This is a genomic window from Sulfurospirillum diekertiae (genome assembly GCF_002162315.1).
Classification (GTDB): domain Bacteria; phylum Campylobacterota; class Campylobacteria; order Campylobacterales; family Sulfurospirillaceae; genus Sulfurospirillum.
Genome location: NZ_CP021416.1, coordinates 816,910 through 836,757 on the forward strand (window position 1 = coordinate 816,910; position 19,848 = coordinate 836,757).

General features: G+C 41.0%; 17 protein-coding genes and 1 pseudogene. 14 read left to right on the plus strand and 4 right to left on the minus strand.

Annotation, left to right across the window (positions count from 1 at the left end):
• Positions 1-97: 97 nt before the first annotated feature.
• The 5 genes from ccsA (at position 98) to Sdiek1_RS04115 (ending at position 5,762) form a co-directional block, all read left to right on the plus strand.
• Complete coding sequence (ccsA, locus tag Sdiek1_RS04095; protein WP_087438021.1) at positions 98-2,473, plus strand: cytochrome c biogenesis protein CcsA; 2,376 nt, start codon at positions 98-100, stop codon at positions 2,471-2,473.
• Positions 2,470-3,120, plus strand: coding sequence for a hypothetical protein (locus Sdiek1_RS04100; protein ID WP_087438022.1), 651 nt, complete (start codon positions 2,470-2,472; stop codon positions 3,118-3,120). The genes ccsA and Sdiek1_RS04100 overlap by 4 nt, the downstream gene beginning before the upstream one ends.
• A 20-nt stretch (positions 3,121-3,140) precedes the next feature.
• Positions 3,141-3,803, plus strand: a complete 663-nt coding sequence (locus Sdiek1_RS04105) for a Crp/Fnr family transcriptional regulator (protein ID WP_087438023.1) — start codon at positions 3,141-3,143, stop codon at positions 3,801-3,803.
• A 6-nt stretch (positions 3,804-3,809) separates the two neighbouring features.
• Entirely contained in the window at positions 3,810-5,156 is a 1,347-nt protein-coding gene (locus tag Sdiek1_RS04110) for a type IV pili methyl-accepting chemotaxis transducer N-terminal domain-containing protein (RefSeq protein ID WP_238099149.1), read from the plus strand.
• Between the two features lie 90 nt (positions 5,157-5,246).
• Complete coding sequence (locus Sdiek1_RS04115; RefSeq protein WP_087438024.1) at positions 5,247-5,762, plus strand: RBBP9/YdeN family alpha/beta hydrolase; 516 nt, start codon at positions 5,247-5,249, stop codon at positions 5,760-5,762.
• Between the two features lie 156 nt (positions 5,763-5,918).
• Here the strand turns inward: Sdiek1_RS04115 and Sdiek1_RS04120 are convergent.
• The 3 genes and pseudogenes from Sdiek1_RS04120 to Sdiek1_RS04130 form a co-directional block, all read right to left on the minus strand.
• A pseudogene (locus Sdiek1_RS04120) lies at positions 5,919-6,452 on the minus strand (LysE family translocator); the annotation flags it as partial.
• Between the two features lie 44 nt (positions 6,453-6,496).
• Positions 6,497-7,822, minus strand: a complete 1,326-nt coding sequence (locus Sdiek1_RS04125) for a TIGR04283 family arsenosugar biosynthesis glycosyltransferase (RefSeq protein WP_087438025.1) — start codon at positions 7,820-7,822, stop codon at positions 6,497-6,499.
• Entirely contained in the window at positions 7,804-8,895 is a 1,092-nt protein-coding gene (locus Sdiek1_RS04130) for a phosphotransferase (protein WP_087438026.1), read from the minus strand. Before Sdiek1_RS04130 ends, Sdiek1_RS04125 begins: the two co-directional genes overlap by 19 nt.
• Before the next feature lie 211 nt (positions 8,896-9,106).
• Here Sdiek1_RS04130 and Sdiek1_RS04135 point away from each other — a divergent pair, with 211 nt between their 5' ends.
• From Sdiek1_RS04135 to Sdiek1_RS04170, 8 genes are read left to right on the plus strand one after another with little or no spacing between them, the layout of a single operon-like run.
• Positions 9,107-9,553: a rhodanese-like domain-containing protein gene (locus tag Sdiek1_RS04135; RefSeq protein ID WP_087438027.1), complete on the plus strand. Its 447-nt coding sequence runs from the start codon at positions 9,107-9,109 to the stop codon at positions 9,551-9,553.
• The gene (locus Sdiek1_RS04140; RefSeq protein ID WP_087438028.1) at positions 9,553-10,224 is read left to right on the plus strand and encodes a TVP38/TMEM64 family protein; all 672 of its coding nucleotides are present in this window, start codon (positions 9,553-9,555) and stop codon (positions 10,222-10,224) included. The genes Sdiek1_RS04135 and Sdiek1_RS04140 overlap by 1 nt, the downstream gene beginning before the upstream one ends.
• Before the next feature lie 58 nt (positions 10,225-10,282).
• A complete protein-coding gene (locus tag Sdiek1_RS04145) occupies positions 10,283-10,597 on the plus strand; it encodes a 4Fe-4S dicluster domain-containing protein (protein ID WP_161491982.1) in 315 nt (104 codons plus the stop codon).
• On the plus strand, positions 10,576-11,316 hold the full coding sequence (locus tag Sdiek1_RS04150) for a heterodisulfide reductase-related iron-sulfur binding cluster (protein WP_238099268.1): 741 nt from the start codon (positions 10,576-10,578) through the stop codon (positions 11,314-11,316). The genes Sdiek1_RS04145 and Sdiek1_RS04150 overlap by 22 nt, the downstream gene beginning before the upstream one ends.
• A 35-nt stretch (positions 11,317-11,351) precedes the next feature.
• Positions 11,352-11,957: a TVP38/TMEM64 family protein gene (locus tag Sdiek1_RS04155; protein ID WP_087438030.1), complete on the plus strand. Its 606-nt coding sequence runs from the start codon at positions 11,352-11,354 to the stop codon at positions 11,955-11,957.
• Positions 11,947-14,928: a DUF5714 domain-containing protein gene (locus Sdiek1_RS04160; protein WP_087438031.1), complete on the plus strand. Its 2,982-nt coding sequence runs from the start codon at positions 11,947-11,949 to the stop codon at positions 14,926-14,928. Before Sdiek1_RS04155 ends, Sdiek1_RS04160 begins: the two co-directional genes overlap by 11 nt.
• Positions 14,929-14,944: 16 nt before the next feature.
• Positions 14,945-15,760, plus strand: a complete 816-nt coding sequence (locus Sdiek1_RS04165; RefSeq protein WP_202819583.1) for an MIP/aquaporin family protein — start codon at positions 14,945-14,947, stop codon at positions 15,758-15,760.
• An 11-nt stretch (positions 15,761-15,771) separates the two neighbouring features.
• Positions 15,772-16,860 (plus strand): GTP-binding protein, encoded by a 1,089-nt coding sequence (locus tag Sdiek1_RS04170; RefSeq protein ID WP_087438032.1) that lies wholly within the window; start codon positions 15,772-15,774, stop codon positions 16,858-16,860.
• Here the strand turns inward: Sdiek1_RS04170 and Sdiek1_RS04175 are convergent.
• Positions 16,848-17,708 (minus strand): DMT family transporter, encoded by an 861-nt coding sequence (locus Sdiek1_RS04175; RefSeq protein WP_087438033.1) that lies wholly within the window; start codon positions 17,706-17,708, stop codon positions 16,848-16,850. The two genes, Sdiek1_RS04170 and Sdiek1_RS04175, sit on opposite strands and share 13 nt — an antisense overlap.
• 302 nt (positions 17,709-18,010) lie before the next feature.
• Here Sdiek1_RS04175 and Sdiek1_RS04180 point away from each other — a divergent pair, with 302 nt between their 5' ends.
• Positions 18,011-19,708 carry an AIPR family protein gene (locus tag Sdiek1_RS04180; protein ID WP_087438034.1) on the plus strand — a complete coding sequence of 566 codons (1,698 nt, stop codon included), beginning with the start codon at positions 18,011-18,013 and terminating at the stop codon, positions 19,706-19,708.
• Positions 19,709-19,848 lie beyond the last annotated feature (140 nt).

The following is a 19,848-nucleotide window of genomic DNA, read 5'->3' on the forward strand; positions in this document are numbered from 1 at the left end:
CTAAACAAGAGAGAGAGGTATCTCTCTCTTGCCTTGTGATATACTAAAACTTCCAAAGGCACTTTTAGTGTGTCACACTCTTCTTCCAAGGACAAACGTGTTGCTCAAAGTTTTCGGCTCTTACAAAACGACACTGTTTTTACTTTTCATTTTAGCTGTAGGTGCCGCGGTAGCAACCTTTGTTGAAAATGATTTTGGCACAGCGGTAGCGCGTCATTATGTTTACAATGCCATTTGGTACGAAGCATTTTTAACTCTGGGCGCGCTTAATCTTGCCATTGTCCTTTACCGATCTAAAATGTTTTTACATGTAAGCCGTTTTGTCTTTCATGCCACATTTATTCTCATCCTCATTGGCGCAGGTTTAACCCATTTTTTGGGCGTGGATGGCGTGATGAAAATCCGCGAAGGCTCAAGCTCCAATGTCATCTTTTCAAACGATAAAAATGTAGAAATCACCCTTCCTTTTGCCGTGCATCTTAACCATTTTGAGCTAGAGCGTTACTATGGCAGTCGTTCGCCTTCAGCGTATACCAGTGACGTTCGTGTGCTTGATGGCAACATGACGCTGGATGCTCAGATATTTATGAACCATACACTCACCTACAAAGGGTATAAATTTTTTCAAACCTTTTACGATCCCGATGAAAAAGGCACGATTCTCTCCGTCACCAAAGACCCTGGCGTTGAGGTGACGTATGTGGGGTATGCATTGCTTTTTTTAGGGCTGATCTTTAACCTTTTAGACCCCAAATCACGTTTTCGAAAACTTATTGCTGAGGTCAAAAGCAGTTCGCTTCTGGTGCTGCTTGTTTTGGTGGTGCAAACACCGTTGTGGTGTGAGAGCGAGTATGTACAAAACTATTTGAGTGAGCATCAGGTTAAGAGTAAAGTGGTCAGTGACGCGTTTGGCAAACTGGTCGTGCAGTCGCGTATGGGACGCATGAAGCCCTTTGATACACTTTCCCAAGAGGTACTGTATAAACTCAGCGGTCACAATAGTCTGTACGATATGGATGCCATGCAAATCGCACTTGGCATGCTTTCCCATCCAACGCTGTGGAAAAACCTTCCGATGATTCAGACCAAAACGCCGAAACTTCGAGCGTTCATTGGCGTGCGAAACGATCAAAAGCTCGCTTCCTTCAATGATTTTTTTGATGGACATCGCTACAAGTTAGAGGCTGAACTTCAAAAAGCACTGGCGATCAAACCCAGCCAGCGTGGGACGTTTGAAAACGATCTCATCAAAGTCGATGAGCGCCTGAGCATTGCGTTTATGCTCTACCAAGGCGTTCTCTTTAAAATCTTCCCACTGCCTAATGATACACACCACACATGGCTTGCCTTTGAGCAGATGTTTGCGCAATTAGAGGGAGAGGAAGCTGAAACACTTAAAGAGAGTTCCACCGCCTTTATCGAGGCACTGTTTGAGCGAGACTATGACAAAGCACTTTTACATGTAAAGACATTTTCACAGTTTCAAACCCACTATGGCGCCGATATTATGCCTTCACCCACACACATCAACATGGAAATACTTTTTAATAAACTGATGCTTTTTGAGCGTTTAACTATGGCGTATGTGCTCTTAGGTTTGGTGCTTTTAGGCGTTGCATTTGGGCGTGTTTTTGCGCCACAAACCTTTACATGTAAACTCACTCGACCGCTGTTTTTTATTGTTGCAGCGCTGTTTGTCGTGCATACCTGTGGATTGGCTTTGAGGTGGTATGTGAGCGGTCATGCACCACTGAGCGACACGTATGAGTCCATTGTGTACATCGCATGGTCGTGTCTGCTTTTTTGCATGCTTTTTATGCGTCGTTCCCTTTTTGCGCTCTCAGGCTCGGTCATGATGGCGGGCATTTTTATGTTTGTCGCACATTTGGGGCACATTGACCCAGAGATCACCAACCTTGTGCCTGTGCTCAAATCCTTTTGGCTTTCGGTGCATGTTTCCATCATTACCGCCAGTTATGGTTTTTTAGCACTCGGCTGTGCGCTGGGATTTTTCACGCTGATTCTCTTTACATGTAAACGCTCCACGCAAATTATTGCGACCATCAAACACCTCACGTCGATTAATGAAATCACCCTTATTTTGGGCTTGAGTCTTTTGGTCATCGGTAACTTTTTGGGCGGTATTTGGGCGAATGAATCGTGGGGACGCTATTGGGGTTGGGACCCTAAAGAGACGTGGGCGTATATTTCTATTTTAGTGTACACTTTCATTTTACATGTAAGACTTGTGCCACGGTTTTATTCACACTATCTTTTTGCCGTGCTCTCACTTTTAGGCTTTGCGTCCATCTTGATGACCTACTTTGGCGTGAATTTTTACCTAGCAGGCATGCACTCTTATGCTACGGGAGATCCTGTGCCCATTCCTACGTGGGTGTATGTGTGCAGTGGCGTGGTTGCTTGTTTGATTGTACTGTCGTATAAAAATAAAAATTTAAAGGAAGAAAAATGAATAAAATTAAATTACTAGCACTTTCACTAGCGCTCATCGGCAATCTTTACGCAGGCGATGTCTATGAAGGCATTGTGGTCGATACGATTGATGGCGGTGGATACACGTACTTGCAGATTGATGACACGAAGAAAAAATACTGGGTTGCCGTTGAGGGCGTGAAAATCGAAAAAGGGACAGAAGTCCGTTTTACCGAAGAGATGAGAGTTAAAAATTTTCAAAGTAAGGCGTTAAATCGTACCTTTGATGAGGTCGTGTTTGCATCCAACCTTCAACACCGCACCAACGTTCCAGAAGCTGGTAATCTTGCTTTAATTACAGAGCAAGTGAAAGAGTCTCCTTACAAACAAAAGGATACAATAAGTGTCAAAGAGGCATGGGAAAAACGTGCCAGTTTGAAAGACAAAACAATTACAATTCGCGGTAAGGTTGTCAAAGCTTCACAGAACATCATTTCACGTAACTGGATTCATATTCAAGATGGTACGGGTGAGGGAAGTGAAGTAGGGCGCATCGTCTTTACCTCAAAAGAACTCCCAAAAGTGGGAGATATTGTAACGGCAACGGGTGTTGTTACCATTGATAAGGACTTTGGCTCGGGTTATTTTTATAAAATTATTGTTGAAAATGCTACATTTACTAAATAAATTATTTTAAAGAGAGTTCAATGGCAAATGATTCTTTATCTCTGATCGCTTCATTGCCACTGTTCGATGCGCTAGAACATGAAGATATCGAAAAGATCGCCTCCTTTTGCACGGTACGTCATCACAAAGCAGGTGACGTACTTTTTTATGAGAAAGACACCAAAGATTCGATCTATTATATCATCAACGGTTCAGTCAAGTTTTACAAGGTGGATCGTTTCGACAATGAAATCTTTCTCTACAAACTCTATTCAAACTCGCTCATTTTCAACGTCTCCAAGCTGATCGACAGTTTTTTCATCAGCTGTTACGCGAATGCGGAATTTTTGGAAGACAGTATGGTGCTTTCCATCCAGAGTGAGCCGTTTCGTACGATGATCTATGCGAATCATCGTTTGATGACGAAGATTTTGGAAGAGTCGTTTAAAATGATTCAGCAGATGCAGTGTATTATTAGCCGTGATGTTGTGTTCGATGGAACAGCAAAAGTGGCGCATATGCTCGTTAATGAGCTTGAAACCTTTAACCGCCTAAAAAAACATGAAATTGCCTATATGCTACACATTCAACCCGAGACACTTTCACGTATTTTAAACAAACTCACCCGTAATGGAACGATTGAAATCGAAAAAAACAGTGTGGTCATCTTGAATATTCAAGAATTAAAAGAGATTTATGAGTAGGACATTATGATTAAGCCAACAACGATTAGTACCAAAATGAAATTAGCAGGTGGACTGCTCTCTTTCGTGATTATTTTCATTATCTCTTTAACCGTGATGATGAATCAGATGAGCAAAAAAGACTCCTATATCATCAACATTGCGGGTAAACAGCGTATGCTTTCGCAAAAGATCAGTAAAGAGACGTTTTTCATCGTACATCGCCATACCAATGACTTTCGTGAGCTCAATACCGCGGTGGGTCTTTTTGAAAGCAGTCTGAAAGACCTGCTGTATGGCAATGATGCCAAAGGTATTTATGCCCCGCAAAATGAACGCATTAAAGCCAAACTCGAAGAGGTCATGGCACTGTGGCTTCCGTTTCGTTCAGAAGTCGAAGCGCTTAAAAGTGGGATTGAAGAGGTGCGCCCCGATATGGAAGTGCTGACCCCTCGCATCGAAAAACTGCTGATGCTTTCAGATACGGTCGTGCAACGCATGGTCAAAGCCAATCTGAGCAACATTCACATCGATCTCTCAGGTCGTCAACGCATGCTTTCTCAACGTATGGGACTCTATGTAAACCGCTATTTGCGCTTGGCAAATGCTCAAGATTTACTGGTTTTCTCTGATGCGAGAGCACTGTATAACAAAACGATTAAAAGCTTTTTAGATGACCCTGCGGTAAAAAATTCTCCTGAAGTGTATGCTATTGTCAAAGAGAACAACGCGTATTGGGAAGAGTACATTGTTTATTTAGAGCATGTGATTGCTGTGGAAAATGGGATTAACAAGCATATGGCGTATGTGTATGAAAAAAATGTGCAGCTGCTCAACGCGATGGACGAGGCGGTTTGGCTTTACACTGCCCATAGCGAAGCAAAGAACGATATGTTCCTCAAATTTCAGTACATTGCACTTTTGGTTGGACTCATTATTATCGTCTATGCCTTCGTCATGTCAAAAGAGATTATTGAGCATTTAGAGGGATTTGTTCAAAAGGCCAAAGAGCTAGCACATGGCGATGTAAGTAAGTTTTCAACGCTACCTGTCACGCTCTCCTCCAACAGCGAAGATGAGTTGCAAGAAGCTTCTTCGCACATTTCACTTTTTGTCCATAAAGTCAATCTCGCGATGAAAGATTCCGAAGATGCGCTCAAAAAAGCTGAAAATGCGGTCTCTCAACTCCAGCAACTTGCGGAAGATGTGGAAGATGTCATTGAAGATATGGGAATTGATGAGCATGATAAAAAGACATTTGACAAAAATGTCAATGCCACGGAAGACATTGCGATTCAGTCCGCTGAAAATCTCATTCATGTCAATCGTATGTTGCAAAAGCTGAAAAAAAAGCCTCAATGCGATGGTCGATAGCAGCAATCAAGTGGACGAAAAAAAAAGACGTGTAACAATTTATTTAAACTCTTAATGTATTATATTTAAAAGATTGCATAAGAGGCTTGAATGAAAAAAGTTTATATTATTCATGGTTATTTTGCTTCGCCAACGGATCATTGGTTTCCTTGGTTTGTCGAAAAAGTTCATGCCGATTATGACATCGAAGTTGCAGTGTTGCATATGCCAACACCTGAAACCCCTGATATGGATACGTGGCTTGAAAAACTTCACGATAAAATTGGCATGCCGAGCAACGAAACGTTTATTATCGCACACAGTTTAGGCTGCATCACCCTTTTGCGTTACCTTGATAGCCTTCAAGAGAGCTTTGCCCTTGGTGGTATGATCTTGGTTTCACCTTTTGATAAACCTCTCGAAGTTTTCCCCAATCTCAATTCGTTCGTTGATGTTACGCTGGATTTTGCCAAGCTTTCACGTAGTATTGCTCAGAAGTATGTCATCTTCTCGGACAACGATATGTATGTACCGCCATTTGTAAGCAAAAACATAGGTGTCAAACTTGACAGTGCTCTTCTTGAAATCCCACGTGGCGGACATTTTTTTAGGCATCGAAGGGTTTGAAACGTTCCCTGAACTGTATGAAATTTTTAAAATGATGTTGGCAAAAAGATAACTTAAACTCAAAGTTCTTCGTGTAAAAGTTTGATACCAAGCGCTAAAAAAAAGTGCACCGATACTTCTGTTAAACCAAAGTGCAAAGGTATGATGCGCGTGTAATTTTGAGATAAACACCATGGCTAACCATGCGACAATGATATTCCAGATTGTTCCATTGATGTCAAATAAAATACCTAAAAACAGCATACTCATTGCTTTGTTATCGGCGGTAATATCTACAAACTGTGGTAAAAATGCAAGGAAAAAAAGTGCTACTTTTGGGTTGAGAATATTGGTAAGAAAGCCTTGCCAAAAGATGTTTCTTAATGTTTGATGGGCAGTTTTTGTCTTTACATGTAAAGGGGTTTGAGGTGAGCGCAATATCGTGATACCAATGTAAATCAAATAAGCTGCACCGATGCTTTTAATGATGCTAAATGCCACTGCCGAGGTTGCAAGCAAAGCTGAGAGTCCAATCGTTGTTGCCAAGATATGTACCAGACACCCCGTACCAATACCAAGGGCTGCAAAAAATCCTGCACGAAATCCTTGTGTACTTGAACGCCCGACAATATATAGCGTATCAACCCCCGGTGTAATGTTTAAAAGCAAGCCTGAAAGGATGAAAAGCCAAAGGTCATGCGTCCCTAACATAGATCACCTCCTATCAATAAAAATATCAGTCAATTATACTCAATTTATTTTTGGTGTGTTTTATAGTGTTTAACTAAGTGTTTTGGTGAAATACCGATCCAATACAAACAACTCAAAATGCGGTTACGAAGCGTCGTGTAAAGGATGCCTTCTTTCTGCCACCTTCTGGATGATGTTAAGGCTTTGGGCTTTAAAAGGTCGATCTTCTCGCCTTGTTTTTTAATGCGTTTCATGATCTCCACATCTTCCATCAGCGGTATTTTGGCATAACCATCTAGCTCTCTAAAGAACGATGATTGAAAAAACTGGGCTTGGTCGCCATAAGGAATTTGAGTGAAAGAGGTGCGAAGATTTGCCATGGTTTCGATAAAGCGAAAAGCATAGCGCGCATCGTCAATTCCCAGTGAAAAAGCCCCCGCTTTGTTTATATGTAAAGACTCTTTGATGAGAGTATCCCATGCGTTTGGAAGCAATGTGTCGGCATGTAAAAAAAGCAAAATCTCACCACGTGCTTTGCGTGCACCTTCGTTCATCTGTGAGGCTCTTCCTTTTGGGGCGAGGATGATGTGAACATCTTGTAAGGCTAAACATTCCACCGTTGTTTTTTCATGCGTGTCGACCACGATGATCTCATAGTTTTGACTTTGTGCCATCTTCCGTAAATGTGCTAGGGTTTTAAGCAGTGTTTCGTTTTCATGGAAGACGGGAATGATGACACTGATGTGGGATAATGTGCTTAAAACACTCCGTGCAAAGTGTGCTAGCGGTGTCGTGAAATCTTTACATGTAAAAGCGCGTAGGTCATCCAAGGTGTCGATGTCACGGAGCATCGCACCTTTGGCAACGCGAAGATGTTCCATCTTTGAAAGCGTTTTGACATAGACATCCTTTTGGCTGTACGTGATACCCCAAAACGCCTCTTGGCAAAAGGTGTGTGCGTGAAAACCAATGCAATAGTAACCCCCATCCAGCGTAGGAGAGAGTAGGGCATCGTTGTGAGAAAGTAGCGTAAACGTTTCTTGTAAAATATGCTCATCCACTTCGGGAATATCCGAACCCACCAAAATAGCACTCGTATATCCTTGTTCAAACACTATTTCAAAGGCATTTTTCATACGCTCACCCAAGTCCTTGCCTCTTTGATAAAAGAGAGATTTGTTTTCCAAATAAGCAGGTAAAGGCGAATGTGCTTCATCGTCATATGCCACGATAACATCGACATCGTGTGGCGCTGTTAGGCAAAGCAGTTGCTCACACATAAGGCGATAAAGCGCGGTAGCATTTTCGTCACCAAGGTGCTGTGCAAGACGTGTTTTTACTCGACCAACAAGGGGCGCTTTTAAAAAAAGAATCAGTGCGTTTTGACACATAAATGGCGCTCCACAATAGCGATAAACGCTTCCACACTCTTTACATGTAAAAAGTGTTCAACCAGCTCAATGCTCAGATTTTCGCACAGCACATAGGCTTTTGTTTTGGCTTTCTTAGAACGAATCGCCTCAAGGGGTTTAGCTTTGGCAGGTACGACCAAACGGCGTGAAAGTTCTGCTCCACAAAAGCCGACACTCTGCTGTAAAATGTGCTCAGGTACGCCACCCACTTTTTTTTCAAAGGCTTTCCAAAAAGCGGAAATGGTGGGTTTGAATTGGAGAGGTTTTTTCTCAAAAAGGGTGTAGATTTCACCCAAAAGGATGTGTGCTAAAAGTGTTCCTACATCAAATCCTAAAGGACCAAAAAAAGAGAACTCTGCATCAATGATGGCGATGTTTTCATTTTTTATCATGATAGAGCCTGTGTGCAAATCACCGTGAATCAAACACTCTTTCTCCTGTTGAAAGAGGTTTAAAAGCAGATTGATATTTTGTAAAAAAAGCGCACTTTTTGATTTGGAGCAAAAGAAAGATGGCAAGACTAAAGCAGGGTGATTGGAAATGTAGGGAAAAATAAAAATATACTCTTCGCTGATACGTTTTAGCGTAGCATTTTCGTAGTAACGCTCATCTTTTTTCGGTGGTGTTTTAGCATAAAGTGTTGCTAAAAATAAGCCCAGTTTTGTGTAAATGGAAAGCGGAATAAACTGCTCAAACTGAGCACTTTGTAAGAGTTTATACTCCACAAGATCTTCCATCGCAAAGCAAAATGCTTCTTCATCACAATGGTAAATGTTCGGAATGAATGATGGCGCGATAGTTTTAAAGTAAGAGAGCGTGTGCATCTCCACACAAATGCGTTCTTGTGGCAAAGGAAAATCTTTACCAAGAAGCCTAAGATAGGGTGCTGCATATTTGAGGATGAGTGTTTTTTTTCTCTCATCGCTGACACGAAAGATAAAATTTAAGTTACCATCTCCAATTTCACTGACATGCAAAGGCGTAGGGTTAAAAAATGTGTTTAAAGCTGTTGTCTTCTTGATATAGTCAATAATCTCGTTTTCGGTTTGCATGTCTCAAATCCTTACATGTAAAAGCGCCATTATAGCAAAACAGTCAACAAACATTGACCGTGTTAACCTTTTTCTAAGTCGTAACAGTTTATCATGTCGTATAACTCATGTAATGGCTTAAGGTTTAAGCGTACATCAAAAGTGACATGAAACTGCTCTTTTTGATACTTTCCAAAATCCTTACATGTAAAAATTCCCTTTAGGAGAACAGATGAAACTTGCTTCATTTTTTGTGTTGCCAATTGCGGCTTTATTATTGATTGGTTGTGGTGGAAAGGTCAAAGAAAACTCAAAATACAACTACATTACAGCAGATGAGACGGCAAAATTGATACGTGAAGATGCTTCTAAAATCGTTCTTGTTGATATTCAAGAAAAGCCTGATTTTGATGAGGAACATTTAAAAGGTGCATTGGCGACGTATGCGTACCCTGTGAAAACAGAAGATGAAAAAGCAAGACTTGCCGCACTGCTCCCCGAAATCAAAGAGGGTCAAAAAGTGATTATTGTTTGTCCAAGGGGTGGTGGAGGAGCGGATCGCGCTTATGATTTTTATCTCTCCAAAGGTGTTAAAAAAGACAACCTTTTAACCCTCAAAGATGGACAATACGGTTGGCCGCGCGATAAAGTCAAAGATGTTTTAGCCGTCAGTAAATAATGCTCAAACCACGCAAAATCGCGATACTGCTCTTTGTCGGTGTCGCGCTTACCCTTCTTTTTACCTGCCCTCAAAGCAGAAACTATTTTTTTGATGTGGTGGGGTTGTTCGAAGGGCTTGATATTGAAAAGATTAAAGCGTACATTCTCTCCTTTGGCATCTTAGCGCCTTTGATCTCCTTTGCCCTGATGGTTTTCCAAGCTGTTGTTGCTCCTTTGCCCGCATTTCTTATTACGTTTGCGAATGCGGCGCTGTTTGGTTGGGTGTACGGAGCTGCACTTTCATGGGTGAGTGCCATGGTGGGAGCACTTTTGTGCTTTTACATCGCCAAATTTTTAGGGCGTGAAGTGGTTGAAAAGCTGACCAGTAAGATGGCGTTAGAGAGTGTTGATGCTTTTTTTGAGAAGCATGGCACCTATGCTATTTTGATAGCACGCCTTTTACCTTTTATCTCCTTTGATGTGGTGAGTTACGCCGCAGGACTGACGTCAATGAGTCTTCGCTCTTTTTTGATCGCCACAGGTGTGGGGCAACTGCCTGCAACGCTTGTGTACTCGTATGCGGGAGAGATGCTCACAGGTGGTACTCAAACGATTGTGTATGGACTTTTGATTTTATTCTCCCTCTCAATTTTGATTTATCTGATTAAGCGAGTGTATCGTGGAAAGTAAAATAAAAACCTACGAGAGCGAGTGTGTGGACTGTCGAAGTTGTATGAAGGGTTGCCCGATGTTGTACAGCTTCACCATCTCACCCAAAAAATTGCTCACAAAATTTACCACGGAGATTCCCAGCTCTCAAATGGCATTTTCATGCGCCAATTGTGGTTTATGTGCGCATATGTGTCCTCGTGACATCGACTTTGGGGCGATCTTCACAGCGTCTAAAAAGAACTACGCTGAAGATAAAAAAGTGTTGAAAAAGTATGGATACGGTGGAGTCATCTTCCATCAAAAAAGTAGTTTTTCAAAACTTTTTTCTACTACAAAAAAGTTTACACAAGGAGAGTACACCCATATGGCATTTATGCTGGATGTGCGCTAAGCTCGTACTCTCCGAGCCTCGTTCACACCGTTTTTAATTATTTACAATCCAAATGCTCAGGCATAGGTATCATTCAACAGTGCTGTGGCACTCCGACACGTGTTATGGGTGACATGGAGCAGTTTAAAATCTACCACTCACAACTTGAGCGCGATCTTGACACAATGGGCGCAACCACCGTGGTTACAGCATGTGAGAACTGCTTTATGAGCATCAAAACCTATGCACCACACATTAAAATTGTCTCACTTTATTCACTATTAGTGGAAATTGGGCTTCCCGAAAGCGCCAAGGAGCGCCATAAAAATACTTTGAAAATGGCATTGCATGACCCCTGTCCCACACGGTATGAAAAAAAGATTCATCACGATGTCCGTACCCTTTTAGCGCAGATTGGTCTGCCGTATGAAGAGTTTAAACAAAATCGTGAGAAGACGCTGTGTTGCGGAAGTGGCGGTATGTTGGAGTTGACCAATTCTGCTTTAGCGCATGAGCAAATGCGCACGCGTGCCAGCCAAACTGAGTGTGAAAGCATCGTCAGTTACTGTCAAAGTTGCGCGGAGTCGATGAACAAAGGGGGGAAAAATGGGGTGCATCTACTCGATCTCATCTTTAACCCAACATTTGAGATGAAGCAAAAAGAGCAAGGAACTTTAAAAAAATGGTACAACCGTTTTAGCGCACGTCAAATGATCAGCGCTTTAAAGGATAACACATAAAAAAGGTCATACTTTTTTTAGCCTTTGGCATTTTGATGTTTGTCTTTTATAAAAATGGCGTGCTCTCTTACGCGCAAGTCGAATCAATCAAAACGTTTGTGCTGGGCTTTGGCATTTACGCACCGCTTATTTTCATAGCTCTCTTCACACTCGCACCGCTTATCTTCTTTCCCGATGGTATTTTGGCTCTTGCAGGTGGACTTATCTTTGGGTTTGTATGGGGGAGTGTTTACATCGTTTTAGGCGCACTGTGCGGCGGTACGTTGTCGTTTTACCTTGCACGGCTTTATGGCAAAAAAATGCGTGAAAAATTGGCGCATGAAAAACTCATCAACTTTCAAAAAAGCGTTCAAAAGCATGGTTTTGTGATGATTTTACTGCTTCGTTTAGTCCCGCTTGTGCCGTTTAACATCATCAGTTACAGCGCTGGCTTTTCAACGATTCGCTACCGTGATTTTTTCTTTGCAACGCTTTTGGGTATGATGCCAGGTGTACTGGTGTATGCGAACATCGGCGCGCAATCGCTGAGTTTTGGAAGCAGAGAGTTTTACATCTCAGTGAGCTTATTGGTTGTGCTTGTGGTCGTTTCGATGGTTTTAAAACAACGTGTAAAAAAAAGGTTGGAAACGTATGAAAAGTAATTGGCAACGCATTGTTTTTGAGGAGAGACCCCTTTATGTGCATCGTTACAGTGCGGACTGGTTTGTACCCAATGCAAGTGCGGATGCTTTGTTACAAAGTGAAGCAAAAAGCCTTGCGCATGAGGCGTTAAAACGTCGTATTTCTGAGCCAAACCCTTTGGTTTATATACCAAAATCAACTTCTCAAACATCGCTACAAGAGTTTTGGATCCATCTGACCAATCGTTGCAATCTCTCCTGTACGCATTGCCTTTTTAGCTCTTCTCCCACCGAAAAAGATACGCTGAATTTTGAGACCATTGCTTTACATGTAAAAGAGGCGTACGCACTGGGCTGTCGGCTTTTTATCATCAGTGGTGGTGAACCGTTGGTGCATCCTGAGTTGTTGGCGTTGGTGGAGTTGATTTTAGCACTCAGCGACACCGAAGTGGTCATCTTGACCAATGGTATGTTGCTTGAAAAAATCTTTACATGTAAAGAGTTTCCAACCTCTCGTTTGCATTTTCAAATCAGTCTTGATGGTCTGTCCAAAGAGCATGATGCCATTCGTGGGCAGGGAAGTTTTGACAAGCTTGAACATAATATTCTTTGGCTTCAAAAGGCGGGTTATTCGTTCTCTTTATCGGTGTGTTTGCATCCGCTGAATATTCACAGTTTAGAAGCCATTGTGGCATTGGCAAGTGAACTTAAAGCAGGGCATCTGCATTTCTTGTGGTATTTTTCACGTGGACGTGGTGAAAATGAGGGCTTGATAGACCAAGATATACTCTTTAAGGCGCTGATACATGCCTATGAAAAAGCGCAACAATTAGGCTTGGTCATCGACAATTTTGAAGCCCTGAAAACGCAAATCTTCGCCCCTAAAGGCACGGTACACGACGGCTCTAGTTCAGGGCGCAGTTCCATCGCTTTAGGCTACGATGGGCACTTTTACCCGAGTGCGGCGATGGTAGGCGAAAATGAACTTTTAATGGAAGGCAAAAGCATCGCTGAAGCGCTTGAAAGTAGGGTGGCTAAAGCGATTGCATCGCATTCTATTACGTCTCTCACTTCTCCTTTTCGTTTTTTACTCGGTGGCGGTGACTTAGACCACAGCTTTTCTCATGCCAAAACGTTGATGGGCGATGATCCGTATGAGCCACTTTTGGAAAAGCTTGCCTTGTGGCTGATCATGCAAGAGGCGAAGCGGTTTGAGCTTTTACATGTAAAGCCTGCTTTGTGTTTGGAAATGGGTGACATCTTGTACAGTTGTGGTGCGAATGAGGGTGTGGCGCATACCCATGCCAACTGTCTACTTGCCACAGGCGAGAGCGAGTCGTTGCGCCTTGTGAAAGCTTTTTACCATGATGCAGCATTGGAGGACAAAGAAGACATACTCAATCCTGCGTGCTACGAAGAGCAGTACCTCTCGCATATTCCTGCGCATTTGCGCTTTCGTGGGTATGGCTGTGGCAGTCCTATCTTAGATGCAAAGCTCAAGCAGGGTGAATCCATGCTCGATTTGGGTTCTGGCAGAGGCATTGAGTGTTTTATTGCCTCTAAATTGGTGGGTCAAACGGGACGCGTCGTGGGTGTTGATATGCTCGACTCCATGCTGAAAATCGCGCGAAGCGGGGCAGAAGAGGTGGCGCAAAGTCTGGGCTACAACAACCTCACGTTTGCCAAAGGCTATCTTGAAGCATTGCCAGAGGAAGAGGGGAGTTTTGATGTCATCACTTCCAACTGTGTGCTGAATCTCTCTAGTCACAAACGTAAACTGTTTGCAGAAATATTTCGGGTACTTAAAAAGGGTGGAAGGCTCGTAGTTTCGGATGTTGTATGCGATGAAGAGGCAAGCGCCATCATCCGCAATGACGCAAAACTGAGTGGCGAGTGCATCGGTGGAGCACTGACACAAGTGCATCTTTTAGGACTGCTTCGCGAGAGTGGTTTTGAAAACGTGGAGCTTATCAAGCGCTTTGTTTACCGCGAAGTACAAGGGCATATGTTTTACTCACTTACGTTTGTTGCACATAAATCAAACGTGCAAAGACAGGTTGATGTTATCTATAAAGGGATTGCTGAAAGCCTTGTTTTTGAAAATGGAGTTGTGCTTCTTAAAGGCATCAAAACACGTATCAATGAGTCTTTGGCAAAGAAGTTAGAAAGTGAGCTATTTATTTTGGATGACAAAGGCAGTGTGATCAACCAAGAGGGGCAAAGCTGTTGTTGTGCGACACCACCTGAGTCCAAACCAAGCCTTTTACTCAATCCTACAGCAAAAGTTTCTTCTCATGTAACGTCTAAGAAAAACCATAACTGTATGGTCTGCTCATCAGCGCTTGTTTACACTACCTCACCGCACGAAGTGACATGTTACTACTGTGGAAATATGAGCGTTCAAAGCGTTACATGTAAAGAGGGGCATTATGTGTGCGATGCGTGTCATGCAAAAGAAGCGTTAGCCGTCATCGAACACATCTGCGCTACGTCTAAAGAGCGTGATATGCTTAAACTTTTTGCGCAGATACGAGAGCACCCCAGCATCCCAAAACACGGACCTGAACATCATGCCATGGTGCCTGCCATCATCGTGACAGCGTATAAAAATAGCGGTGGGAAACTCCCCGAAAATGCACTTAAAACAGCGATTTTACGCGGTTCTAGTATTATGGGTGGCGCGTGTGGATTTTTAGGGATTTGCGGTGCGGCTTCGGGAGTTGGTATCGGCTTTGCGATTGTATTGGAGGCTTCACCCGTTGCCAAAAAAGCACGTTCTGCTGCTCAAAAAGTAACGTATGCTGTGCTCGGTAAAATCGCTGAGTACGAAGCGGCGCGTTGTTGTCATAGAGAAGTCTGGACAGCCCTAAATATCGCGTCATCGTTGTCCGAAACCTTTTTACATGTAAAGCTTCTGGCACAAACAGAAGTCAAATGCGACCAAAAGAAATTTAACCAATATTGCTACGGAAAAGAGTGCCCGATATTTTAAAAGTAGGTAAGAGCGAATGCTGAAATATAAACGTGAATTTATTGGCGAATTCTTAGGGACGTTTATGATGGTGATGTTTGGATGTGGCTCTGTTGCCGTATCGGTGTTGTTTAATGCCCATCAAGGATTGTTCCAAATAGCGACGATTTGGGGTATGGGTGTTAGTCTTGCCATTTACGCAGCACGTCATTTATCGTGCGCACATCTCAACCCAGCCGTGACGTTGGCAATGGTGACGAGCCAAAGAATGACGATCAAAAAAATGCCTGTTTATCTGATAGGGCAGTTTCTTGGCGCTTTTAGTGCAGGCATGATGGTGTATGCGCTCTTTAATCCTTCTATTGTGGCCTTTGAAAATGCGCATCACATGGTTCGTGGTACGCAAGAATCCATTGCGATCGCAAAAATGTTTGGTGAATATTATCAACTCCCTAACAGTACCGCTATCGTCTCGATGCCCTTGGCGATGATCGCAGAAGGATTTGGGACGTTCTGCCTTGTGCTCATCATCTTCTGTTTGACAGAGAGCTGTAATTTGGGACGACCCGATGATAATATAGCCCCCATTCTCATAGGGCTAGCCGTCACTTCCATCATCTGTCTTATCGCCCCTTTAACGCAAGCAGGTCTGAACCCCGCACGGGATTTTAGTCCCCGCATGGTTGCATGGATATTTGGCTGGAAACAAGCATCTTTTCCCGATCAAGTTGGAGGTTTCTTTTGGGTCTACATTCTTGCTCCTTTACTTGGAGGAATGAGTGCGGGATTTTTATTTACACACCTCATTGAGCCTCTAATGCGTAACAAATGTGAAAAATGTGACTGCCAATAAAAAGGATGATGATGAAAACACGTATTATTTTAGTAGGTGGATTTTTGGGAGCGGGTAAAACAACGCTGCTGTGTGAGTCAGCACGAATGCTAAGCGAACAAGGCAAACACGTTGGTCTAATCACCAATGATCAAGCATCGGGACTGGTCGATACAGCATTTCTTGAGCGCTCTCTCAGTTGCGTTACAGAGGTCAGTGGTAGCTGCTTTTGCTGTAATTTTAATGGTTTTGTAGAGGCTATCTCTCACCTCAAAGCAAAAGGTGCTATGGAGATGATTATTGCTGAACCTGTAGGCAGTTGCACGGATCTTTCTGCCACGATTATGCAGCCCTTAAAACAAAAATTTGAAGAGGATTTGATCGTTTCGCCGCTGAGTGTTTTAGTCGATCCCGAACGATTGAACGCTATACTCAAAGGTGGTGCATCGGGGCTTCATGAAAGTTCGGCGTATATTCTTCAAAAACAGCTTGATGAAGCCGATATGATTGTCATCACAAAAATAGATTTACTGACATCGGATGAGCTTGAAACCTTAAAAAGGTGCGTTGCCAAGAGGTGGCCATTGGCTAAAATCTTCTCTTTAAGCGCTAAAAGTGGTGAAGGCTTGGATCTGTGGCTTGATGAAGTGACCCATTCTACAGTAGCAGGAACGCACTTAGCCGAAGTTGATTATGATATTTACGCACAAGGAGAGGCTGTACTTGGATGGCTTAACACGACAGTAACGCTTAAAGGTCACTCTGTGAATTGGGACACGTTCACGCAAAAAGTGTTAAAAAGCTTGGCAGAGCGGTTTGATGCTTTAAACTTAACCGTTGGGCATGTCAAAGTGTTACTCGAAGCAGACAAAAAGTATAACATAGGCAATGTGACAGGAAAGAGTGAGACTCTTAGCGTAAGAGGTAGTGCAGGAAGCGGAAATCAGGCTCAAATGACGTTGAATGCACGTGTTGAAATGAATCCAGCAGCGTTAGATCGTATCGTAGCTGAGGTCATTTCTAAGGTATGTGGCAATGAGATTGCTCAAAAAATCGAAGCTTCCAAATGCCTGCAACCCGGACGTCCAAATCCAACTTACCGCTACGATTATGTCGTATGATAGTGCTTCATAAAAAGATGATGTAACCACCACGAAAAGGCAATAACACCGCTTCCCAAAGTCAGTAAGGGATAATTAGTCGGCGTTCCCCAGATGAGAAGGTTTATAATCAACCCTGCGGGAACGTGTACATTGTTCATGATGGCAAGCACTCCTGCATCGACTTCGCATGCGCCTTTGTTCCACAGAAAATACCCAAGACCCGAAGCGACAACCCCTAGCCACACTAAAACGCCCCATTGTATCAAAGTAGGTGAGAGTTTATCGGTGTTGGCAAACAGTCCAAACGCAACGATGCTGACAAGCAGTGCTCCAAAGTGAAAGTAACCAAATACATCACGTTGTACAATATTTGTGTTGGATTCCATTACTTTTTTATAGGCACTTTGCCCAAGAGCAAAACAGATATTCGCCCCTTGAACCATCAAAAAGCCTGTAATAAACTCAGAATTGACGTTTTGATAACGAATAATATACGCCCCCAAAACCGCCACACCTGTGCTGATAAGATACAGCGGTTTAAACTGCCCCTTTAGTCCATCATAAATCAGCGTCACATAGATAGGTGTAAAAATGGTGAAAAGAATGACCTCAGGAACGGTAAGAAATAAAAAGGATTGATAGAAAAAGATATACATGAAGCCAATTTGCACACTGCCAATCAGCATGATTTTAAGCTTTAATTTTGTGGGAACACCTCGAAATTTTGTAAAAGGCAAAAAAACCAGTGACGAGAGGCCAATACGCACCAACACTGCAAAATAGCTATCAACCTGACCTGCCAAAACTTCGCCAATAAAACTAAATGAAAATGCCCAAATTAGCGTCATTAAAATCAAATATCGCATGTGAATCCTTGTGAAAATGAAGGTGTTACTATAGCATGGGGAGAATTAGATTTAAAGAAAAGAATTGGGGAGACTAAAGGTGAGAAGATATTTTTTAGGTTTACATGTAAAGAAAGACAGAGAGTAATAAGTTAAAAGTTTAGCTCATTTTTGTTCTTTGTTTTAAAGTATTACATATTATAAAAGAGTTCTTTTGTAGCACTTTTTGAAAAAAAATTGAAAGGTAAGCTTTAATATTTATTGTTTTATTTCATATTCTTTTTGAAGGGAGTAATATAAAAAATTATTTAATAAGGAACAAAATGAGTTTAAAAATATTACTTGATGATCAAATTGATAAACTATTTGATGACAACCCTGAATTAAAGTCAATAAAAAAGAATGTTTTTGAAATTGCTGTTGCTTCATTTGCAAACTTAAAATATTTATATGGATTAGAAATCGATGATTTAATTGATGGAATTATGGGGCAATCTGGTGATGAAGGTATTGATCATTGCTATGTATTTTGTAATGGGATGCTCGTAAAAGATGAAAATCATCCCATTAACAAAGAAAGTAGTATTAAAGTAAAATTTTTTCAAGCTAAAAAAGAAACAGGATTTTCAACTACTGGATTTAAAAATTTGAAAGAAGGGATTGAAGAAATCTTTAATTTAGAACTACCTTTAGATAAACTTCGTGTAATAGGTGCAAATCAAGATATTATAGAGATGGCTGAGTTAATACGCACAATATTTAGAAAATCAAGTAGAGAACGGGCTAGCTTTAGCTGTGAAGTGTATTATGCAACTATATCCACAGAACTAAATATTTCAGCAAAAATATTACATTTACAAGATGAATTAAAAAATAATTCTTTACATATTCCTTTTGAATTTGAATATTGGGGGGCTCAAAGACTTTTAGACTTGACTGAAAAACATGAGGAAGCTATTGAAATAAAGTTTAGTTCTCAGCCACTTGAAATAAAAGAAAGAGGTATTGAATTAAGTGGTTATACAGGGTTAGTTGCTGGAAATGATTTAATAAACTCCTTATTAGATGAAGAAAATAATTTTAAAAGTCATTTAACCGAGGGAAATGTTAGATATTTTTTAGGAGAAGATAAAAAAATAAATAATTCAATTATTGAAACTGCAAAAAGCCAAAGAGGTGCTGAAAATTTTTGGGCTATGAATAATGGTTTAACTATTATTGGAGATTCAATAGAGCCTTTAGGCAATAACGAATATAGCATACTTAATCCACAAATTGTTAATGGATGTCAAACTGTTCATTGTCTTCATTATGCCTTTAACGAAATTAAAAGATTACCAGAGACTTTAAAAGTTTTTGTGAAAATTGTAAAAACTAATAAATTGGACATTCAAACTGATATTATCAGTGCGACAAATTCTCAAAATCAAGTAAAATCAATTAGTTTAAAAGCTAATGATAATATTCAACGAAATATAGAAAAATTTCTTAAAGATGTTGGTATATACTATGAAAGACGAGAAAATTTTTATAAAAGACAAGGGTTTACAGGCAATAAAGTAATTGGTTTGTTAAAAATGGCACAAATAGTACATACAGTTATAAACAAGGAGTCTATAATTGCAATGAATGATACATCTACACTCTTTGAAACTCAAACTAAATATGATTCTATTTTTAATGATTCAGCAGATTTTGACATATATAAATATACAACTATTCTATATCAAAAAATTTGGACAATGAAAAATTCAGATTTAAGAGTTAACACTTATACTGATAGTATTAGAAGCTTGATTTCAAAAGGAGGCTTGATTTTTTTACATATTGTGAGTTCCTTGATGATGTCAAGAGTGGTTGTTAAAGACGAAGAAGTTCAAAAATTAACTTCCAATTTAATAATAAATACTCCTACTAGAAACAATCCATTTTCAAAAAGAAAGGTTCAATTATTTGAAGAATTAGATAATGAAACTTTTTTTAGATGCTATTTATCAAGAAGCAAAAACAATATTCTTTGAAGCGGCTCAATCATATCAAACAATTACAGGAAAAGAACAAATATCTCTATTCAAGAATAGAACTTTTGATAAAGATTACTTAAGACCTATTATTGATAAATATTTGATATAAAAACATTAAGAGAATAAAAAGAAATGCT

What these genes read in the sequence shown, in the direction of transcription:
- Sdiek1_RS04100 (WP_087438022.1), top strand. Translation starts at nt 2,470, where the DNA reads ATGAATAAAATTAAATTACTAGCACTTTCACTAGCGCTCATCGGCAAT.
- Sdiek1_RS04105 (WP_087438023.1), top strand. Translation starts at nt 3,141, where the DNA reads ATGGCAAATGATTCTTTATCTCTGATCGCTTCATTGCCACTGTTCGAT.
- Sdiek1_RS04110 (WP_238099149.1), top strand. Translation starts at nt 3,810, where the DNA reads ATGATTAAGCCAACAACGATTAGTACCAAAATGAAATTAGCAGGTGGA.
- Sdiek1_RS04115 (WP_087438024.1), top strand. Translation starts at nt 5,247, where the DNA reads ATGAAAAAAGTTTATATTATTCATGGTTATTTTGCTTCGCCAACGGAT.
- Sdiek1_RS04125 (WP_087438025.1), bottom strand. Translation starts at nt 7,822, where the DNA reads ATGTGTCAAAACGCACTGATTCTTTTTTTAAAAGCGCCCCTTGTTGGT.
- Sdiek1_RS04130 (WP_087438026.1), bottom strand. Translation starts at nt 8,895, where the DNA reads ATGCAAACCGAAAACGAGATTATTGACTATATCAAGAAGACAACAGCT.
- Sdiek1_RS04135 (WP_087438027.1), top strand. Translation starts at nt 9,107, where the DNA reads ATGAAACTTGCTTCATTTTTTGTGTTGCCAATTGCGGCTTTATTATTG.
- Sdiek1_RS04140 (WP_087438028.1), top strand. Translation starts at nt 9,553, where the DNA reads ATGCTCAAACCACGCAAAATCGCGATACTGCTCTTTGTCGGTGTCGCG.
- Sdiek1_RS04145 (WP_161491982.1), top strand. Translation starts at nt 10,283, where the DNA reads ATGTTGTACAGCTTCACCATCTCACCCAAAAAATTGCTCACAAAATTT.
- Sdiek1_RS04155 (WP_087438030.1), top strand. Translation starts at nt 11,352, where the DNA reads ATGTTTGTCTTTTATAAAAATGGCGTGCTCTCTTACGCGCAAGTCGAA.
- Sdiek1_RS04160 (WP_087438031.1), top strand. Translation starts at nt 11,947, where the DNA reads ATGAAAAGTAATTGGCAACGCATTGTTTTTGAGGAGAGACCCCTTTAT.
- Sdiek1_RS04165 (WP_202819583.1), top strand. Translation starts at nt 14,945, where the DNA reads ATGCTGAAATATAAACGTGAATTTATTGGCGAATTCTTAGGGACGTTT.
- Sdiek1_RS04170 (WP_087438032.1), top strand. Translation starts at nt 15,772, where the DNA reads ATGAAAACACGTATTATTTTAGTAGGTGGATTTTTGGGAGCGGGTAAA.
- Sdiek1_RS04175 (WP_087438033.1), bottom strand. Translation starts at nt 17,708, where the DNA reads ATGCGATATTTGATTTTAATGACGCTAATTTGGGCATTTTCATTTAGT.
- Sdiek1_RS04180 (WP_087438034.1), top strand. Translation starts at nt 18,011, where the DNA reads ATGAGTTTAAAAATATTACTTGATGATCAAATTGATAAACTATTTGAT.